Genomic DNA, 17,936 nt, shown 5'->3' with positions numbered 1-17,936 from the left:
ACACTGATAGGCACTTTTTTCTTGTATTTATTCTTTTGTTTCGATAATTCTTTGTACTTTTGCAAGCAGAGAGTTAAAAACTTAATAAAATGGATGAAGAAATAGGCAAATGGCTATTAGATATATCCAAGTATATAATTACTGCTTATATCTTATCGCAAATGTTTGGTAAAGATAATGATTCCTGGTGGTCATTTATTGGTGCTGTCTTATTGGCTGTTCTATTGTTTGCATTGGGATATTATTTAATTAAAAAAGGAAAAGATAAAAATAAGAAAGGGAAGTAAAATGAGTAATGGATTATTGGCAATGTATATTTTCCTTGCTGTGTTCGCAACAGGATTAGTTATTTATTCTAATATGTCTGATAGAAAAAGACAGGAGAAATAAGTATGGATTACGGATTATTGGGAATGTATATATTCCTGGCTTTAATTATTGTTGGTTCTTTAATCTATTCAAAATGGGAGGATAAGCATCAGCAACAAGAGCAATAAATGGTGATTAGATACATTCTTTCCATAATAGGCATTTTTTTCATAACCTTGAGCAGTTTTGCGCAAGGCAGCCTTCCTAGTCGCTTTAATGTAAGCTACCTCAATATGGCGGCAGGAATGCCTAATAATTTTGCGGATGATATTTTCCAGGATTCATACGGCTTCGTCTGGATCAGTACACATGGTGGTGGACTGGTACGTTATGACGGATTCAATTATATGAACTTCAATCTGGGCTCATCCGGTATCAGTCTGCGAAGCAATAGCTGCCGCAATGTCTATGAAGATCATTTCAAGCGCCTGTGGATAGCTTTCGAGGAAGGTCCGCAGGTGCTCGACCTCAAAACGATGCAGCCTGTTGTTCCACCTTGTGAGAACAGCCAGGTAGAGGCACAACTCAACAAAGTATTCAAGAACTTTTGCACCCGAACATATTGTGATGCAAAGGGCAATATATGGATGCTTTCTTTCAACCAGCTTACCCGTTTCGGCTTTAACGAAAAGGGCGAGGTGAACAGCGTCTTGTCTACATCCTATCCTTATAATGCTCCCGACCTCGGAATCTGTGATGTCTATCGCAGAGGAACGGTTGTATTATGCAACAAAGGAGTGGTGAGCGAGTTTTCTGTGAAGAACAATCAGCTCGTAACAAAGAATATCTCATCCCTGTTTCCTCCGCTCGAAGGCTGGTATGCCTGTGCCATCATCTCATATCATGGCAAGATATGGATGGGTACGAATCGCGGATTGTTTAATAGTGCAAAGCAGGAATTCCATTGCTCTGCTACCGACCATTCGCTCCAGCACGAAGTAGTGACGAGCCTTGCCGTTTCTCCAGATGACAAACTTCTGGTAGGAACGCTCTGTGGCGTAGATATCTTCAATGATAATACCGGAGAGATAGAACATTGGAACACTGCTACGGCTGTGAATCCGCTGAGCAGCAACTTTATCAACAGTCTTTTCTCTAAGAACGGACAGATATGGGTAGGTTCCGAGACAGGTGGTGTTATCAAGCTGGCTCCACGTCAGCTGAATTTGGAATTCTACCGTCACGACCCCGCCAACCCAGGCAGCATCTCTCCCAACGCAGTCAATGCCATGTATGCGGCAGCCGACGGAACCCTGTGGGTAGGAACTGTAGAGGGAGGTCTCAATGCCTTGACTCCAGGCAGCATGAACTTTGTTCATTATACGGTGGCAAATTCCGGTTTGCCGCATAATACCGTCTCGGTTCTTGCAGCCGATAACCGCAATCAGCTCTGGATTGGTACCTGGGGAAGGGGCTTTGCTGTGATGAATCTCAGTCAGCCGGGCAAGATTATTCCTCTGGTGATAGATGCTAAGCATCAGCATTTACTTAACTTTGCCGGTTCCTTGGCTTACGATCCTATCAATGATGGTATGTGGCTCGGAACCAATGATGGTCTCTTCTTCTATGATATGAAGCGCCGCCAACTCATCGAACCTTTCAGGGGATGCCAGAATGTGCGCGGCTGCATTGGTTCTCTGATAACCCGAAAGGGCAAACTCCTGATGGGTTGTGTGCGGGGAATGGTAGAGGTCGACCTCAAGTCGCGTCCTCATGGCAAGGGCGATTTCGCTGTGACGTATCATCAGTATAAACTCGACAATCCGAAGAGTGGAGTCTTCGATAAGATATTGTCTTTCTGCCAGGCTAAGGATGGAAAGATATGGATGGGCAGTAACGGCTACGGTCTGTATTGCTATACCAGCGATAAAAACGGAAAGACTCAAGTGAAGTCGTATACCACCAATAACGGACTTGCCAACAATATCGTGAAGGGTATTGTAGAGGATAACCAGGGTATGTTGTGGATAGCTACCGATAACGGACTCTCTATCTTCAATCCGAAGACCGAGGCATTCTGCAGTTTCTCCCGTGAAGATGGTCTGATCAGTTCGCAGTTCTATTTCAATGGTGCCATCCGCAATGCCAAGGGCGAAATATTCCTGGGCACCGATGCGGGTATGATGGCTGTAAAGGGCATAAACCGTTCTGTGCATCAGACGGGTAAGTTGTGCTTTACCGAACTTCTGGTAGATAACCAGCCTGTCTTTGCCGGCAGCGATTATCTGAAAGAAGACATTTCTATTGCCAGAAAGTTGCGTATCCATGAGAGTGATAAGTCGTTCACCCTCTTTTTCTCAGCACTCAATTATGGCTGCGAGACACAGGGCGTGTACCTTTATCGCATGAAGGGATACGAGAATGAGTGGGTTCAACTCAAGGCTGGTCAGCATAGTGTGCGTTATTCCACTCTGCCAGCTGGAGACTATAAGTTTGAGGTGAAATATATCCCATCTATCAATTCCGACAAGGAGCAGGTGATCTCTGTAGAAGTTCAGATTACTCCTTATTTCTGGAAGAGCTGGTGGTTTATTACCATTCTAGTAATAGGTATCATCGCTTTGGTACAGTATATCTATATACGTCGACTTAATGTGATGCGTGAACGGGAGGTAGAGGCGCTGTATCGTCCTATCGAAGCTGCGCTCAAGGACAGTGATGAACCGGAGAAGCTCCAGAGTCGCATCCAGATGATTCTGCGAAATCAGCAGCGTTATCAGGAAAGTCAGAAGAAGAGTATCGAAGCTGATAAGAAGCAGGTCGTAGAGAATACGCATCCGTTCATGGAAAGTGTCATGGAGGTGATGGAGAAGAATTATGATAATTCCGAGTTTGGAGTTCAGGAACTTTCTGATGCTATGGGCTTGAACCGAAGCGTACTGAGCAAGAAGTTGACTGCAGAAACGGGCTTGCCAACGGCTCAGTTCATTCGTAACTATCGTCTGGATATTGCCAAGAGGATGATTGTTGATAATGGTGCCAATCGCAACATTACCGAGATAGCCTATAGGGTAGGTTTCAATGATCCGAAGTATTTCACCCGCTGTTTTACCAAGCAGTATGGAGTTTCACCTACATCTTTCAGGGACGCCCGGGAAGATGAAAAAGTGGAGAAGATGGCAGACGAGAAACCGGATAGAGAGCAAAAATCAAATCAGTAAATTTGAGAATAGAACCACAGAAAATAGGAATCGCTTGATATAGGTCAAGTGATTCCTATTTTTGTATGTGTGGGTACACAGAGGGTGGATAAGTACGTAAAACTACTAAAAACAAGCCGTTTATGCGTTTTGTCCACCTATAATTTTCATTTGTCCACCCTATATATACTGATTAATTGTACTTTTGCCACCGAAAATTTGTGATGTGTATGGCTTTGCCCTGCACTACTAACTTCCATCCGCAACCCATAAAAAGAGTAAACGGACGAAAGCAACTACAAACTATAGAAAATTAGAATAAACAAAAATACAAACCTAAAAATTGATAAGCAATGAGGAAACAATTATTCTCTATGATGCTATGCCTTGGTGCTGTTGGTGGCGCTTCTTTTGTTGCCCCAATGCCCGCAATGGCTGCTGTTGCACAGGACCAGGTGATCACAGTCAAGGGACAAGTTGTAGATGATCAGGGTGAACCTCTGATTGGTGCAACAGTCAAGACTAAGGATGCCAAGACAGGTGCAGTTACCGACTTGGATGGTAATTTTGAAATCCGTGTGAAGGCGAACGCCACTCTTTTTGTAAGCTATCTTGGCTACAAGGAGCGTGAGATTGCAGTACGCGGTCGTGCCATTATTGATGCTATCCAGCTCTCTTCTGATGACCATGTACTCGACCAGGTTGTTGTCGTAGGTTATGGTACCCAGAAGAAGGCAGACCTTACCGGTTCCGTATCTATCGTCAATGCTGAGGAGATGAAGAAGGTATCTAATTCCAACATCTCTACCATGCTTGAGGGTAAGGTTGCCGGTGTACAGATTACATCAGACGGTCAGCCTGGTGCAGATCCTAGTGTGAGAATTCGTGGTATCGGTTCTTTCGGTAGCACAGCTCCTCTTTATGTCATCGACGGTGTGCCAATGGGTACCACTATCCGTGACTTCTCTCCTAATGATATCGAGACCATCCAGATTCTGAAGGATGCTTCTGCGGGTGCCATCTACGGTTCTCGTGCTGCCAATGGTGTCGTTATCATCACTACCAAGAATGGTAAGAAAGACCAGCCTCTGAAGGTGAACTACTCTGGTTACTTTGGTGTTGACCAGATTCCTGACGATGTATATGATGTAATGAACGCTGACCAGTATAGCAACTACCTGGGTCAGGCTTGCAAGAATTCCAACACTCCTCTGCCTGGCGGTTACAAGATGGGCGAGGATGGAATGTATCATTTCCAGGACGAAACCAACACAGATTGGTTTGACGAGGTATTCAAGACCGGTATCCGCCAGAACCACAACGTAGCCCTCAGCGGTGGTAGCTCTCACAGTACTTATAATGTATCTCTCGACTACTATAACCAGAAGGGTACCTTGGAAGGTGCAGGACCTAACTACGAGCGTTATACTGCCCGTGTCAACAACACAATGGACACCAAGTTCGTAAAGTTCCGTACCAGCATGGTTTACTCTCACTCTAACCAGGACAACATGGGTCTTTCCAATGCCTCAGAGTATGTCCAGGGTCTTTACGGTGATGTAACCAACGTGCTCCGTGGTACACTTCTGATGCAGCCTACCATCAAGGCTTACGATAACTCTACATGGGTTCTCGATGACAAGGTGGGTGCAGCCAACGGTTATCGCTACGATGCTTACGGTTATGGTGTTTACTATGATGGCGTACATGGTGATATCTCTGCTTCTAACCCATTGTTGGTTAACAATATGTTGCAGCGCAATACATTGGTTGACCGCTTCGTAGGTACAGCTTCTGCTGATGTTGACCTGTTGGGTATGGTAGGCATCAAGAGCAAGAATCATGGTCTTCACTATAATGTAAACCTCTCTTACAGCAAGACAGAGGCTAAGGATAAGACCTGGATTCCTTCCTGGATTCAGAGCAACCGTGTATATCTCGCCAAGGAGAATGAGCGCCTCACCAAGGGTTCACGCAACTACAGCGATGCTTTGGTTGAGAATACCATTACCTACAATGGAACAATCGGCAAGCACAACATCAACCTGCTCGCCGGTATGACATACGAGGAGGAAAATACCAACCTCCTGACTGGTTGGGGTATCAACTTCACAGAGCCATACTTCCTCCAGCTCCAGAACGCCAAGAACACTTACTCAGAGTCATTCGAGTATAAGCATAGCCTGGCATCATACGTAGGTCGTTTGAACTACAATTATGATGAGAAGTATCTGCTTTCTGCAGTAGTACGTCGTGATGGTAGCTCCCGTTTGAGCAAGAACATCCGTTGGGCAACCTTCCCATCTGTATCTTTGGGTTGGCGTTTCGATAAGGAGAAGTTCTTCCCTATCAGCCGCGACATCGTTAACATGTTCAAGATTCGTGCCAGCTATGGTGAGCTAGGTAACGAGAACATCGGTGAGTACCAGTATATGGCTACCATGAACCGTAACAACATGACTTACAGCTTTGGCAACAGTCCTGTAACCGGTTCTGCCGTTTCTACCTTCGTGAACAACGATATCGCCTGGGAGAAGAAGAAGACCACCAATGTGGGTATCGACCTGGCTATGTTCAACAACCGTTTGGAGTTCACTGCCGAGTGGTATAAGAACAAGTCAGAAGACCTGCTTTACTCAGTTCCTGTGCCAGCACAGACCGGTGTATCCAACACCTCTGTAACCATGAACGCTGCCTCTATGGAGAACAGTGGCTTCGAGTTCAGCGCTACCTACCGCAACCGCGATCATGCCCTCAAGTATGATATCAGCGCCAACGTAAGTACCCTGAAGAACAAGGTAACCTCTCTGGGTATCGGTAAGGATTCATACATTGCGGGTGCATACGCTACTTACGTAGGTCAGGAGATTGGTAAGTTCTATGGTTGGGTTTACAAGGGAATCGCCCGTACCCAGGAAGACTTGGACAACAATGCTGTTCAGCAGGGTGCCAATGTCGGTGACTGCCTCTATGAGGATATCTCAGGTCCTGACGGAACTCCTGATGGCGTAATCGACGCTTACGACCAGACCGTATTGGGCAGTGGTCTTCCAAAGGTAAACTTCGGTTTGAGCACTCACTTGGAGTATAAGGGTTTCGACCTCAACATCTCTACATACGGAGTATTGAATTATCACGTATCAGATGATATCTATAACAGTTTGAACTCTTGCTACGGCTATGGCAACAAGGAAGTAGGCATGCTGGATGCCAACCGCTGGTCAGAGGATGGTTCTACCTACCTCTCTAGTGTTCCACGCACCTATGCAGCCAACAACGCTACCTTGGCATGGAACGACCTCTTCAGCTCTCGCAAGATTCAGAATGCTGCTTACTGGAAGATAGCCAACGTAGAGTTGGGCTACAACTTCCCAGACAAGTGGTTTGGTGGATATGTAAATGGTGTACGTCTCTATGTATCAGCACAGAACCTCTACACCTTCACAAGCTATCATGGATATAATGTAGACTATGCTGGCGGTACCTTTACCCCAGGTTACAACTTCTGCTCTTTCCCAAGTGCAAGAACATTCATGTGTGGTCTCCACTTCACATTCTAATAATGAGAATAGACAAGTATAAGAATCATTATTTAAAAGAACATTTGATATGAAACTATATAAATTATCATTAGCTCTCTTCCTTGGCCTCGGTGCAATGGCTACTACATCATGTGAGGACAAGTTGGAGGTAACAAATCCAAACCAGCAGACCACCGGAACCTTCGGTTTCAATGCAGATGATTTGGAGGAGTGCGTTATCGCAGCATACAACCATATCCGTATGGAAGGTTCTTCTGCTCGTGTAGGCTATACCCTTGATGTAACACGTGGCGATGAGGTTTGGAACTCATCACAGGTATGGTATATGCCATTCGACGACATGAACGACCCAGTAACAGACGAAATCTCATTCTGGCCTTGGCGTGAGGCTTACTATACTATTAATGTATGTAACTTCATCCTCTCACGTACCACAGGCGATGATGCTTCGCTCTCAGAGACCATGAAGAAGATCAAGGGACAGGCTCTCTTCCTTCGTGGTTATTCTTACTATACATTGGCAGGATACTATCAGAATCCTACTTTGATTACTGATTACGCCAACTATTCTTCTCTGGATGGTCTCTATGGCAAGAACAGTACCTACGACGAGGTACTCGATCAGGTAGAGCAGGATTTTGCTGAGGCTATGACTCTCCTCCCATCTCGCGATGCAGGTGGTCAGTGGGCTAAGGGTCGTGCAACCTGCGGTGCTGCTGCCGGTTACTATGCCCGCACTCTGATGCAGCGTCATAAGTACAGCGAAGCTCTTGCCGTACTCAAGGACATCATGAACAAGAAGTATGGTTCTTACAAGCTGGTGGCTAACTATGGCGACAACTTCCGTGAGGGTTCTGCTTATGAGAACAATGATGAGAGCCTCTTCGAGATTCAGTATCTCGACTACGGTTCACAGGGTGTGGATGATGAGTGGACTCCAGTCAATACAAGTCCTAACGCTACACAGGGACATGCCGTTGAGTCTAACTTCGCTCCAGGTAGATTCGGTGGATGGGCTGACCTCTCAGCTTCTCCATGGTTGTACAACCTCTTCAAGCAGGAGCGTACCAAGGAAGGTAAGTTGGATCCACGTCTCTACTGGACCATCGGTACATACGAGACTGACTGGGTTGGTTTTGAGAATGGTAACGTAGCTTACAAGACCGAGATGACAGCTTCTGATACCATCATAACCAACAACAACTATGGTGGTCTTCCTATCGCTAAGTGGACCAATTTCCGTACCAACCTTTATGATAAGGTGACAACCGGTCTTCATTGCGGTATCAACCTCCGCATGATGCGTTACTCAGACGTTTTGCTCCGTGCAGCAGAGTGCGAGAACGAGGTGAACGGTCCTACACAGCAGGCTATCGACTGGATTAACCAGGTTCGTGAGCGTGCCAACCTGAAGGACTTGAAGCTTTCAGACTTCAATAGCAAGGATAAGCTCTTCGAGCAGATTGCCAATGTAGAGCGTCCTAAGGAGTTCGGTTGCGAGTACGGTCGTGGTTACGACCTGATCCGTTGGGGATTCTTCTATGATCAGGGTCGTTTGGCTCAGTTGAAGGAGCACGGAACCTTCCGTCGTTCTCCATACAAGGCAAAGGAGCCGGTAAGCTACTCTTTGGTAGGTGTTGATTCAGAGGTGAAGAGCTCTTACGATACATACGTACCAGGTCATGAGTTCCTGCCTATCTATCAGGGCTTGTTGAATGATAACCCTAACCTGGTAGGTAACTCAGCTAATACGAATACGGATAACTCATCTGATTTCTTCGGAAGAGGTTGGACAGTTCATCCAGTAGTAGACTTGAGCAAGTAACAATATTCATTATCTCAAGGGGCAGGATTACCTGCCTCATGAGATAAAACTAAATAATTCACATATTTATAATATAGAATATAATATGAAACACCTAAATAAATTAGCATCTGTCTTCTGCGTAGCTGCAATGGCATTGACAGCGATGACTGGATGCGAGGGAAGTGACATGTTCAGTGTTAACTCTCCTGATTGGATTTCAGAAAAGATAGACTCCATCAATGCCGCTAAGGGCAATGACAATGCATTGCCAGAAGGTGAAGAGGATGTTTACACAGTCGGTGCTACTGACTATTCTACAGGTTGGTGGACAGCCTTCTCCAAGTACTATGTCATTCCTGATGGCAAGACCTGGAATGCCGTGTTCAATCTGAACATCAACCCATCGGCTCCTAATACCTACAAGAACTTCGCCCTCATCCTTGCTAGTGATGATGATCGTGGTGGCGCTAACTATAAGGAGTATGGAGCTATCCGTTTCGATAATCAGCCAAGCGGTAACTCTGAGTGGGGTGATTATATCGACAGAAGTGGTGTAGTAAGTACTCTTACTTTTGATACTGATACCGATGAAGGCGTACAGAAGCTTGGTGGTACTGTGATTCTTACTGTAGACCGTTCTGATCCTAATGCCTTCAGCGTAAAGATTACCAACGGAACTGTAACCAAGACATACAAGCAGGCTACCCCTCTCCCAAATCTCAATCCGGATGCAAGCGATACCAACATCCGTGCATTCCTTGTACCGGAAGGTTCTTACATCAACTTCCTCCAGTCTAACCTCGAGCCAATCGGTGGTTTCACTTCTGCAGAGGATAAGCAGCCTCTTTCTATGGAGTTGCACTCTGTTCCTAAGAAGGTAATGGTAGGTACATCTCTTGAGGATGCAATGGCCAACGTTTCTGCTACCATCACATTCGAGACTGGTATCACCAAGGAGGTTCCTGCTGCTGAACTCGGATTTGTGGCTGTTCCTAACATGGATCAGGTAGGTGTGAAGACACTCGTTGCTATCTACAACAAGACATTCAAGAACGAGAACTGCAGTTCTCCTATCACAGGTCAGGCTCAGTTCAGCGTTGTTGACAAGATGTTCAACAGTCTGGGTGCTACCGACAACTCAACTCCATTCTTCGGTGTTCTGTCAGATCCAGTAAAGGTAGCTCCTCATGAGACTCAGGTGATGCAGTTTACCAACTATACCAATGGTGGTAATAACTGGGAAAACTTCCTCGTTGTAATGGTAAACGGTGCTGGAACAGAATACGGTGTTACCCGTGCCGACTGCTTCGGTTGGGGTGCTGCTTATGACGGCAAGGCAACTCCATTCGGTGCTCCTGAAAATTGGGCAACATGGCTCGCTGACATGGATGGTGCAAAGGTTACCCTCTATACAACCAACAATGGTGATGGCACTGTTGATATCAAGTACGATATCCTGGCAGCTAATGGACATAAGTATCACATGGGCTACACTGGAATCTCTGGCGTAGATCCTAACGACTTCTTCGTCAAGCTCTCTCTTGAGAAGGCTCACCTGGAGTTTGATACCGTCATCGGTAATGAGGACAATACTTCTGCTTTCTTCGGAGCACTCTCTAATCTGTTTGATGTTCCTGCAGGCAAGACAGTTTCTACTCAGTTCGTCAACTACACAGCTGGTGGTTCTAACTGGTTCAACTTCGTAGCAGTTCTTGTCAACAAGGCAGACGATAAGGAGTATGCTGCAGTTCGTGCCGACAACTTCGGTTGGGGTACTGGATATGATGCATGTACTCATGCCTGCTCATGGGAAGACTGGGGTGCTTGGCTTACAGCCATGGATGGTGCCAAGGTTCAGCTCTCTGTAACCAATGTAGGTAATGGTACAGCCAACATCAAGGCAACCATGATAGGCAACAATGGTGTAACCTACACCCAGACCTATAATGGCATCAACAACATCGATGCCAATGACCTGGCGTTCAAGCTCACGATAGAGAAGGCTCATCTCGTATTCGACCTTCCTTTCGCAAATTCATCATTTGCTGCCCGCAAGCACTATACACGTGCTCATCGCAGATAAGAGATTTTTGAAATAATATGATAAGGCATGGCCTATGTGAAAACACATTTCCACATAGGTCTGCCTTTTTGCATCATATCAGAAGTCTTGGTTTTCTTTTTACAAATCAATAATTTAACTCAATCAAGTTATGAAGAAATTATTACTCTCTATGTTGGGGCTTGCTGCCATCGGTGCTACTGCCCAGACACAGGTCAGCGACAACGACCTGACGAATGCTTATACGTCGAGAGCATATAATAAGCGTGTGGTTTGCCACGACCCGTCTATCGTGGTAGATGACATCACCAACCCTAACTCGCCTACCTATTATATATATGGTTCTCATCTGGGTAGAGGCAAGACCACTGCGGCAAGCAACTACCAGGAATGGACTCCGTTCAAGGCGGGCGAGGAAGCTGCCGGCAATGTGAACAGTCTCTTTGCCAACAAGCAGGGCACATTGGTTAATTATTCCATTGCCTATCAGTCGCATGTTGTCACCGAAGTGAAGAACAGCAAGGGTGAGAAGGTGAAGTTCGGCAACTTCAATGCCCACGGCTGGCAGTATAAAGGCTATAATGTGCAGGGCAATCAGTGGGCACCAGACATCGTATACAACAAGACCATGAAGAAATGGTGTATGTATATGAGTCTGAATGGAGACCACTGGTGCTCTTCCATCGTATGCTTTGTTTCAGATAATATCGAAGGACCTTGGACTTATCAGGGACCAGTAGTTTTCTCCGGTTTCCAGGGCACATACGCTCACAATTCATACGCTGCTGCGGATGACTGGAAACATACCGACTTTGCCATTGCCACAGGCGAAACCGCTCTTCCTTCCCGTTATAAGGTGGGCGATAAATGGGGAACCTATTGGCCAAACTGTATCGACCCATGCGTCTTCTATGATGATAACGACAACCTCTGGATGAGCTACGGCTCCTGGTCGGGTGGTATCTTTATGATTAAGTTGGATAAGACCAACGGTCTCCGCGACTATACCTATACCTTCCCTTACGAGGTGAATGGCAAGGTCACCACTCCGGGTGCTGCCAGTGCCAACTGTACCAGCGATCCTTACTTCGGCAAGAAGATTGCTGGTGGATATTACGTATCGGGTGAGGCAAGCTATATTCAGAAGATAGGCAAGTACTACTTCCTCTTCATGAGCTATGGTGGCTTGACCAGCGATGGCGGTTACCAGATGCGCATCTTCCGTTCTGAGAAGCCGGATGGTCCTTACAAGGATTGCTATGGCACATCGGCTCTCTTCAACAGTTATAAGATGAACTATAGTTCTGCCACAGAAGACAACCGTGGCGTATTGCTCTTTGGCGGTTACCAGTGGGATGCAATGAGCGGTGCTGAAATAGCACAGGGTCACAACTCTGCGTTTGTAGACAAGCAGAACCGTTCTTTCGTGGTTTACCACACCCGTTTCAGCAATGGTGGCGAGGGTCATCAGGTTCGTGTTCATCAGCTCTTCCTCAATGACGAGGGGTGGTTGATGGCAGCTCCATTCGAGTTTGACGGCGAGACCATCACCGATGCAGCTATCGCTTCCAAGGCATCTATCGCAGATGCTGACATTGCAGGCGACTATCAGTTCATGCGTCATCAGTATGGTCAGAACACCAAGGCAAAGGCTTTCGAGACTCCTGTGAACATTACTCTCAATGCCGATGGAACCATCACTGGTGCCGAGAAGGGAACCTGGAAGCGTACGGCTGGTACTGATTACATCCACCTGACTATCAATGATGTCGTATATCGTGGCGTACTGGTTAAGCAGACCATCGACTATACCAATATCCCAGCCATCGCCATCTCTGCTCTCTCTTCATCAAGCGGTAGCGTGGCACTGGGACAGAACAACTTCACCTATCAGCAGGAGGTTTGGGCTGTAAAGGCAGATGCCAAGGCTGCCATTAAGTACACCCTCAGCAAGATGACATTGCCATTCTCTGACGGTGCCACTCTGAATGCGGCTCCTTCTCTGCCAGTTCAGGGCAAGATGGGTGCGAATATTTCATGGAAGTCAAGCGATACCTCTATCCTGACCGATGAAGGCAAGGTGAAGGGAAAGGGCAAGGTAACCATGACCATGACCATCAGCAAGGATGAGTATGAGTATGTGAAGGATTATTCCCTGAATATCGATGCTGAGGCTGAGGAAACAACTCCGGTATATTATCCAGTGTCTGCACTGAAGAATACAACTTCTGCTTGGTGGACCAACTTCTCGGCAGATTATAAGTTGCAGGCAGGTAAGAAGGCTCAGTTTAAGTTCTATAACTATAGTAATGCCACAAACAACTGGTGCAACTGGGCTTTGTATGGTGCCAACAAGACACATGGTGTGGCTGGCTATACCGAGTATTTCGGTATCCGTTGTGATAATTGGAACAATACCACAAATTCTAACACTGGGTGTGTAAGCAATTATGTTTGGGATACCTTCAAGAATGATATGAACGGGTCTTTGGTTGACATGACTGTGGAGTATGCCGCTAATGGCACCTTCAAGATGACAGCCACAATCACAACTACCAGCAAGAAGGTATACAACTATTCGTTCTCTACCACCATTGCCAGCAAGCCTAGCCAGCTTAACCTGTTCTTCGTAAACGAAGGCTCTTACATCGATGGCTCTAGCCTCGTAGATACCGGATTCGCTCCTATCATTATCCAGAAGAAGCAGAATGACGGCAAGTGGTACAATCTTGCAGGTCAGCTGGTGGACAAGAGCTACAAGGGTGTAGTGATTGTAAATGGAAGAAAGTTTGTGAACAAGTAATTCTCTTATATATTATAATAAGGTATAATACAAAGAAGATGAATTTATCTAAAATACTATTGGGAGCAGCAATGATGATTGCTGCTCCTGCTGTAAAAGGCGGTTGCCAGATGATGGCACAGAATGCTCCTCAGGAGCCAATCGTGGTAGATACTCCGATGGTTCACGACCCCGTGATGGCTTATGAGAACGGCAAGTACTATCTCTACTGCACGGGTCATGGCATTGCGCAGATGACTTCTACCGACCGCAAGCATTGGACCTTGAATCCGCAGGGTGTGTTGAAAGACGAGGTGCGTGGTGCTTTCCCGGCCTGGACCCATGATAGTGTGCCGGGTTATGAGAGTCATACCTGGGCACCTGATGTCATCAAATATAAGAACAAGTGGTATATGGCTTATTCCTGTTCTACCTTCGGCAAGAACACCTCTGCCATCGGATTGCTCAGCAATGTTTCTTTAGCCGATACCGATGGTTGGAAAGACGAGGGTTGTCTCATTGTCTCAAAGGGTGGAAAAGTGAATTGGAATGCCATCGATCCTAATTTCGTGATAGATGAGAAGGGCAAGCCTTGGCTTACCTGGGGTTCTTTCTGGGATGGCATCCAGCTCATTCCGCTGGACAAGAAGACGATGCATGTGAAGAAGGGCGCCAAGCCTCAGACCATTGCCCGCCGTTATGCACTCAATCAGATTGATGTGCCTACCAATCCTACTTCCAAGGATGCCGGCACCAATGCCATCGAGGCTCCATTCATCATGAAGCATGGTGGTTATTACTATCTCTTCGTCAGTTGGGATTACTGCTGCCAGGGGATGAAGAGTACCTATCGTGTTGCCGTAGGCAGAAGCAAGAAGGTTTCCGGTCCTTATCTGGACAAGACGGGTAAGGATATGCGAGAGGGTGGTGGCACCCTGCTGCTGGAAGGTGACAAGAAGGAATATGAGGCGATGGGCCATTGTTCAGCCTACTCCTTCCCTGATGGTGATTTCTTCTTCTGCCATGGTTACTGTATCGCCAAGAATGGCGCCAGCATCCTGGTCCAGAAGCGAATCAACTGGACGGAAGATGGATGGCTGACGCTGGAATAAGATATATTAGCTTAGTGTTAAAATAGAGTTAAAATAGCGTTTATTCCGCTACGAACGGTAAAAAATCGGTTTCGTAGCGAAATAAGCGCTATTTTCTTTCACTATTTCCGAAATTTGTCGTATATTTGCAGCATCTAATTGAGTATGATTATGTGTGAAATAATAGGTAGAAAAAAGGAAATAGCAGAATTGAAGCGTTACTACGAAAGTGGTAGGGCTGAGTTTGTGGCTGTGTATGGTCGTCGTCGTGTTGGTAAAACATTCTTGATTGATGAGGTGTTTCATGATGATATGGTGTTTCATCATACAGGATTGTCGCCTTACGACCGTCGTCGTAAGATAACTTTGAAAGACCAGTTGCAGAATTTCTATTTCTCGCTTCTTCGCCATGGCATGGAGGATATTGCGCAACCTAAGTCGTGGATGGAGGCTTTCTTTTTGCTGGAACGTTTTTTGGAAACTTGCGATAATGGTTCCCGACAGGTGGTATTTATCGACGAGTTGCCTTGGATGGATACGGCACGTTCCGGTTTTCTTACCGCATTAGAGGCTTTCTGGAATGGTTGGGGCAATATGCGCCATAATCTTTTGCTCGTAGTCTGTGGTTCTGCCACCTCCTGGATGCTTGATAATCTAATCAGTAATAAAGGTGGATTATATGGTCGTTTGACAGGAGAAATCAAACTGTCACCATTTACTTTGAAAGAATGCGAGGAATTCTATCAGAGTCGTGGCATCAAGATGTCCCGTTATAATATTACGCAGGCTTATATGATTATGGGGGGAATACCTTTCTATATGAATTTCTTTAATCCATCCTATAGTCTGGCTCAGAACATAGATGCCTTGTTCTTTGACCGTCAGGCGAAGCTGGGGGATGAGTTTGACAGGCTCTTCAATTCTGTGTTTGATCATGCAGAAGACTGTATGAAGATTGTGCGCTTTTTGGGAACCCGGCATGCAGGTTTCACCCGTAAGGAGATAGCAGAGCATACCGGTTTGAATCCGAATGGTGATTTTACCAAGATGCTGAAAGCCTTGTTGGGCAGTGATTTTGTGGTGAAATATACTCCATTTGGTTTCAGTCAGCGAGAGGAGTATTACAAGCTTATCGATTCCTTTTGCTGGTTCTGGCTTCATTTTAAGGAGAAGAAGGCAGTAAAGCAAACTGACTACTGGCAGCAGCATTTGAAGGAGAGCGACATTGCCTCATGGCGTGGCATTGCTTTCGAGGAGGTTTGTTTGCAGCATATTTCACAGATAAAATATGCTCTTCATATTGGTGCTGTGTCTTCGCAGGAATCTTCGCTCATAGTGAAGGGAAGCGAGGAGACAGATGGCATGCAGATAGACTTGTTGATAGACAGGGCTGATGATGCGGTGAATGTTTGTGAGATGAAATTTTATAAGGCTCCTTATGCCGTTACCAAGGGCTATGCTCAGGTGCTGAATAGCCGCTTGCAGGCTTTGGAAGAAAAGAATCCTGCTAAAACATTCCTCCTTACGTATGTGGGAAATTCTGAGTTGGTGAGTAATGAATACTCCGATATATTCAGGGCTTCAGTAACACTAGATGATTTGTTTGTTTGAATACTCTGAAATATGTTTAATAAGGCATTCTGAAATCTCGAAACTTGTAAAATAAGGCGTTCTGTGTAGTTAAAAACATGTAAAATAAGGCATTCCTCATTATTTTTTCTAATCTTTGTTCGCCCCGAAAAAACAATGGGATTGGGTTGTGGAAATGGGGACGAGAAAAAATTGAAAAATAGAGAAAAATAATAATCGCAATATAAGAAATGAATAAATTAAAAGCATTATTGGGCTTCGACCCGAAGACTACTACGGTCAAGACGGAATTGATAGCTGGTATGACTACCTTCTTGACCATGTGTTACATCCTGGCAGTAAACCCTACCATCCTTGCCACCACAGGTATGGACAAGGGGGCTCTCTTTACTGCCACAGCCATCGCTTCTGCCATTGCCACCTTCCTGCTGGCTTTCATGGCAAAGCTGCCTTTCGCCCAGGCTCCCAGCATGTGACTGAATGCCTTCTTCGCCTTCACCCTTTGTCAGGCAATGGGCTTGACCTGGTAGCAGGCTTTGGCAGTATTGCTCGTAGAGGGTATCATCTTCCTTGCCATCACCTTCCTCAATATCCGTGAAAAGATATTGGAGTGCATTCCGAAAAACCTCCGCTTTGCCATATCGGCAGGTATCGGTATGTTTATCGCCTTTATCGGTTTGAAGAATGCGGGCATCATTACTGCCAATGCTGATACTTTCGTGCAGCTCGGCAAGTTTACACCAGTCAGCATCCTGGGTCTCATCAGCATCCTGCTCTGTGGCTGTCTGATGGCGAGAAGAGTGAAAGGCTCCCTGTTCATCGCCATCATTATCTCTACATTGATAGGTATTCCGATGGGCGTAACCCAGTTCTCTGACAACTGGATGCCTGTATCTACCCCTCACAGCATAGCTCCAATCTTCTCCCAGTTCGATTTCTCGGGCTTCTTTACCCCTAAGATGTTTATGGTGGCTTTCTCCCTATTGATTGTCAACATCTTCGATACCATCGGAACGGTGTTGGGACTGGTTTCCAAGTTGGGTATCAAGGAGAATGAGAAGGGTGAGATTCCTGGTGTGAAGGAGGCGATGATGAGTGATGCCATCGGTACTACAGCCGGTGCCTTGCTGGGCAGCTCTACTATTACCACTTATGTGGAGAGTGCTTCGGGTGTTGCCGAGGGCGGTAAGTCGGGCTTGACATCTTTCTTTGTGGGTTTGATGTTTATCCTGAGCATTTTCCTGGCTCCTATCTTCCTGCTGATTCCGAGTGCAGCCACCAGTGGTGCCCTAGTAATGGTGGGTGTATTGATGATTGATTCGTTCAAGAAGATTGAGTTGGAGGATATTTCCGAGTCATTCCCTGCTTTCATCACAATGATTACGATGGTGCTCTGCTACAGCATCGCCGATGGCATCTGCCTCGGCATCCTGAGTTATGTGCTCATCAAGATGATGGTGGGTAAGTTCACGAATCTGAATCTTACGCTCTATATTCTGAGCATCTTCCTGCTCTTCAATTATGTTTTCAGCTAAATGAAGCGATAGATAAAA

7 protein-coding genes and 2 pseudogenes are annotated in these 17,936 nt (G+C 46.0%); all 9 read left to right on the top strand.

The genetic code is table 11. The annotated features are described in order from the left end of the window. Positions 1–89 precede the first annotated feature (89 nt). The 9 genes and pseudogenes from ACQRBJ_RS11130 (at position 90) to ACQRBJ_RS11090 (ending at position 17,918) form a co-directional block, all read left to right on the top strand. The gene (locus tag ACQRBJ_RS11130; protein ID WP_118066256.1) at positions 90–287 is read left to right on the top strand and encodes a DUF6722 family protein; all 198 of its coding nucleotides are present in this window, start codon (positions 90–92) and stop codon (positions 285–287) included. Positions 288–545: 258 nt separating this feature from the next. Next, the gene (locus ACQRBJ_RS11125; protein ID WP_445303651.1) at positions 546–3,530 is read left to right on the top strand and encodes a ligand-binding sensor domain-containing protein; all 2,985 of its coding nucleotides are present in this window, start codon (positions 546–548) and stop codon (positions 3,528–3,530) included. 332 nt (positions 3,531–3,862) lie between these two features. Then, complete coding sequence (locus tag ACQRBJ_RS11120) at positions 3,863–7,069, top strand: SusC/RagA family TonB-linked outer membrane protein (RefSeq protein WP_445303650.1); 3,207 nt, start codon at positions 3,863–3,865, stop codon at positions 7,067–7,069. Positions 7,070–7,118: 49 nt separating this feature from the next. Then, on the top strand, positions 7,119–8,876 hold the full coding sequence (locus ACQRBJ_RS11115) for a RagB/SusD family nutrient uptake outer membrane protein (RefSeq protein ID WP_445303649.1): 1,758 nt from the start codon (positions 7,119–7,121) through the stop codon (positions 8,874–8,876). An 85-nt stretch (positions 8,877–8,961) separates the two neighbouring features. Then, positions 8,962–10,404, top strand: a pseudogene (locus ACQRBJ_RS11110) (hypothetical protein); the annotation flags it as partial. A 667-nt stretch (positions 10,405–11,071) separates the two neighbouring features. Next, entirely contained in the window at positions 11,072–13,723 is a 2,652-nt protein-coding gene (locus ACQRBJ_RS11105; RefSeq protein ID WP_445303648.1) for a lipocalin-like domain-containing protein, read from the top strand. 110 nt (positions 13,724–13,833) lie between these two features. Beyond that, positions 13,834–14,814, top strand: a complete 981-nt coding sequence (locus ACQRBJ_RS11100) for a family 43 glycosylhydrolase (RefSeq protein ID WP_445303661.1) — start codon at positions 13,834–13,836, stop codon at positions 14,812–14,814. 150 nt (positions 14,815–14,964) lie between these two features. Then, on the top strand, positions 14,965–16,404 hold the full coding sequence (locus ACQRBJ_RS11095) for an AAA family ATPase (protein ID WP_445303647.1): 1,440 nt from the start codon (positions 14,965–14,967) through the stop codon (positions 16,402–16,404). A 209-nt stretch (positions 16,405–16,613) separates the two neighbouring features. Beyond that, a pseudogene (locus ACQRBJ_RS11090) lies at positions 16,614–17,918 on the top strand (NCS2 family permease). Positions 17,919–17,936: the final 18 nt, after the last annotated feature.

The organism is Prevotella sp. SGI.167 (assembly GCF_050313615.1).
Classification (GTDB): Bacteria; Bacteroidota; Bacteroidia; order Bacteroidales; family Bacteroidaceae; genus Prevotella.
This window is presented reverse-complemented; position numbering and strand designations above follow the sequence as displayed.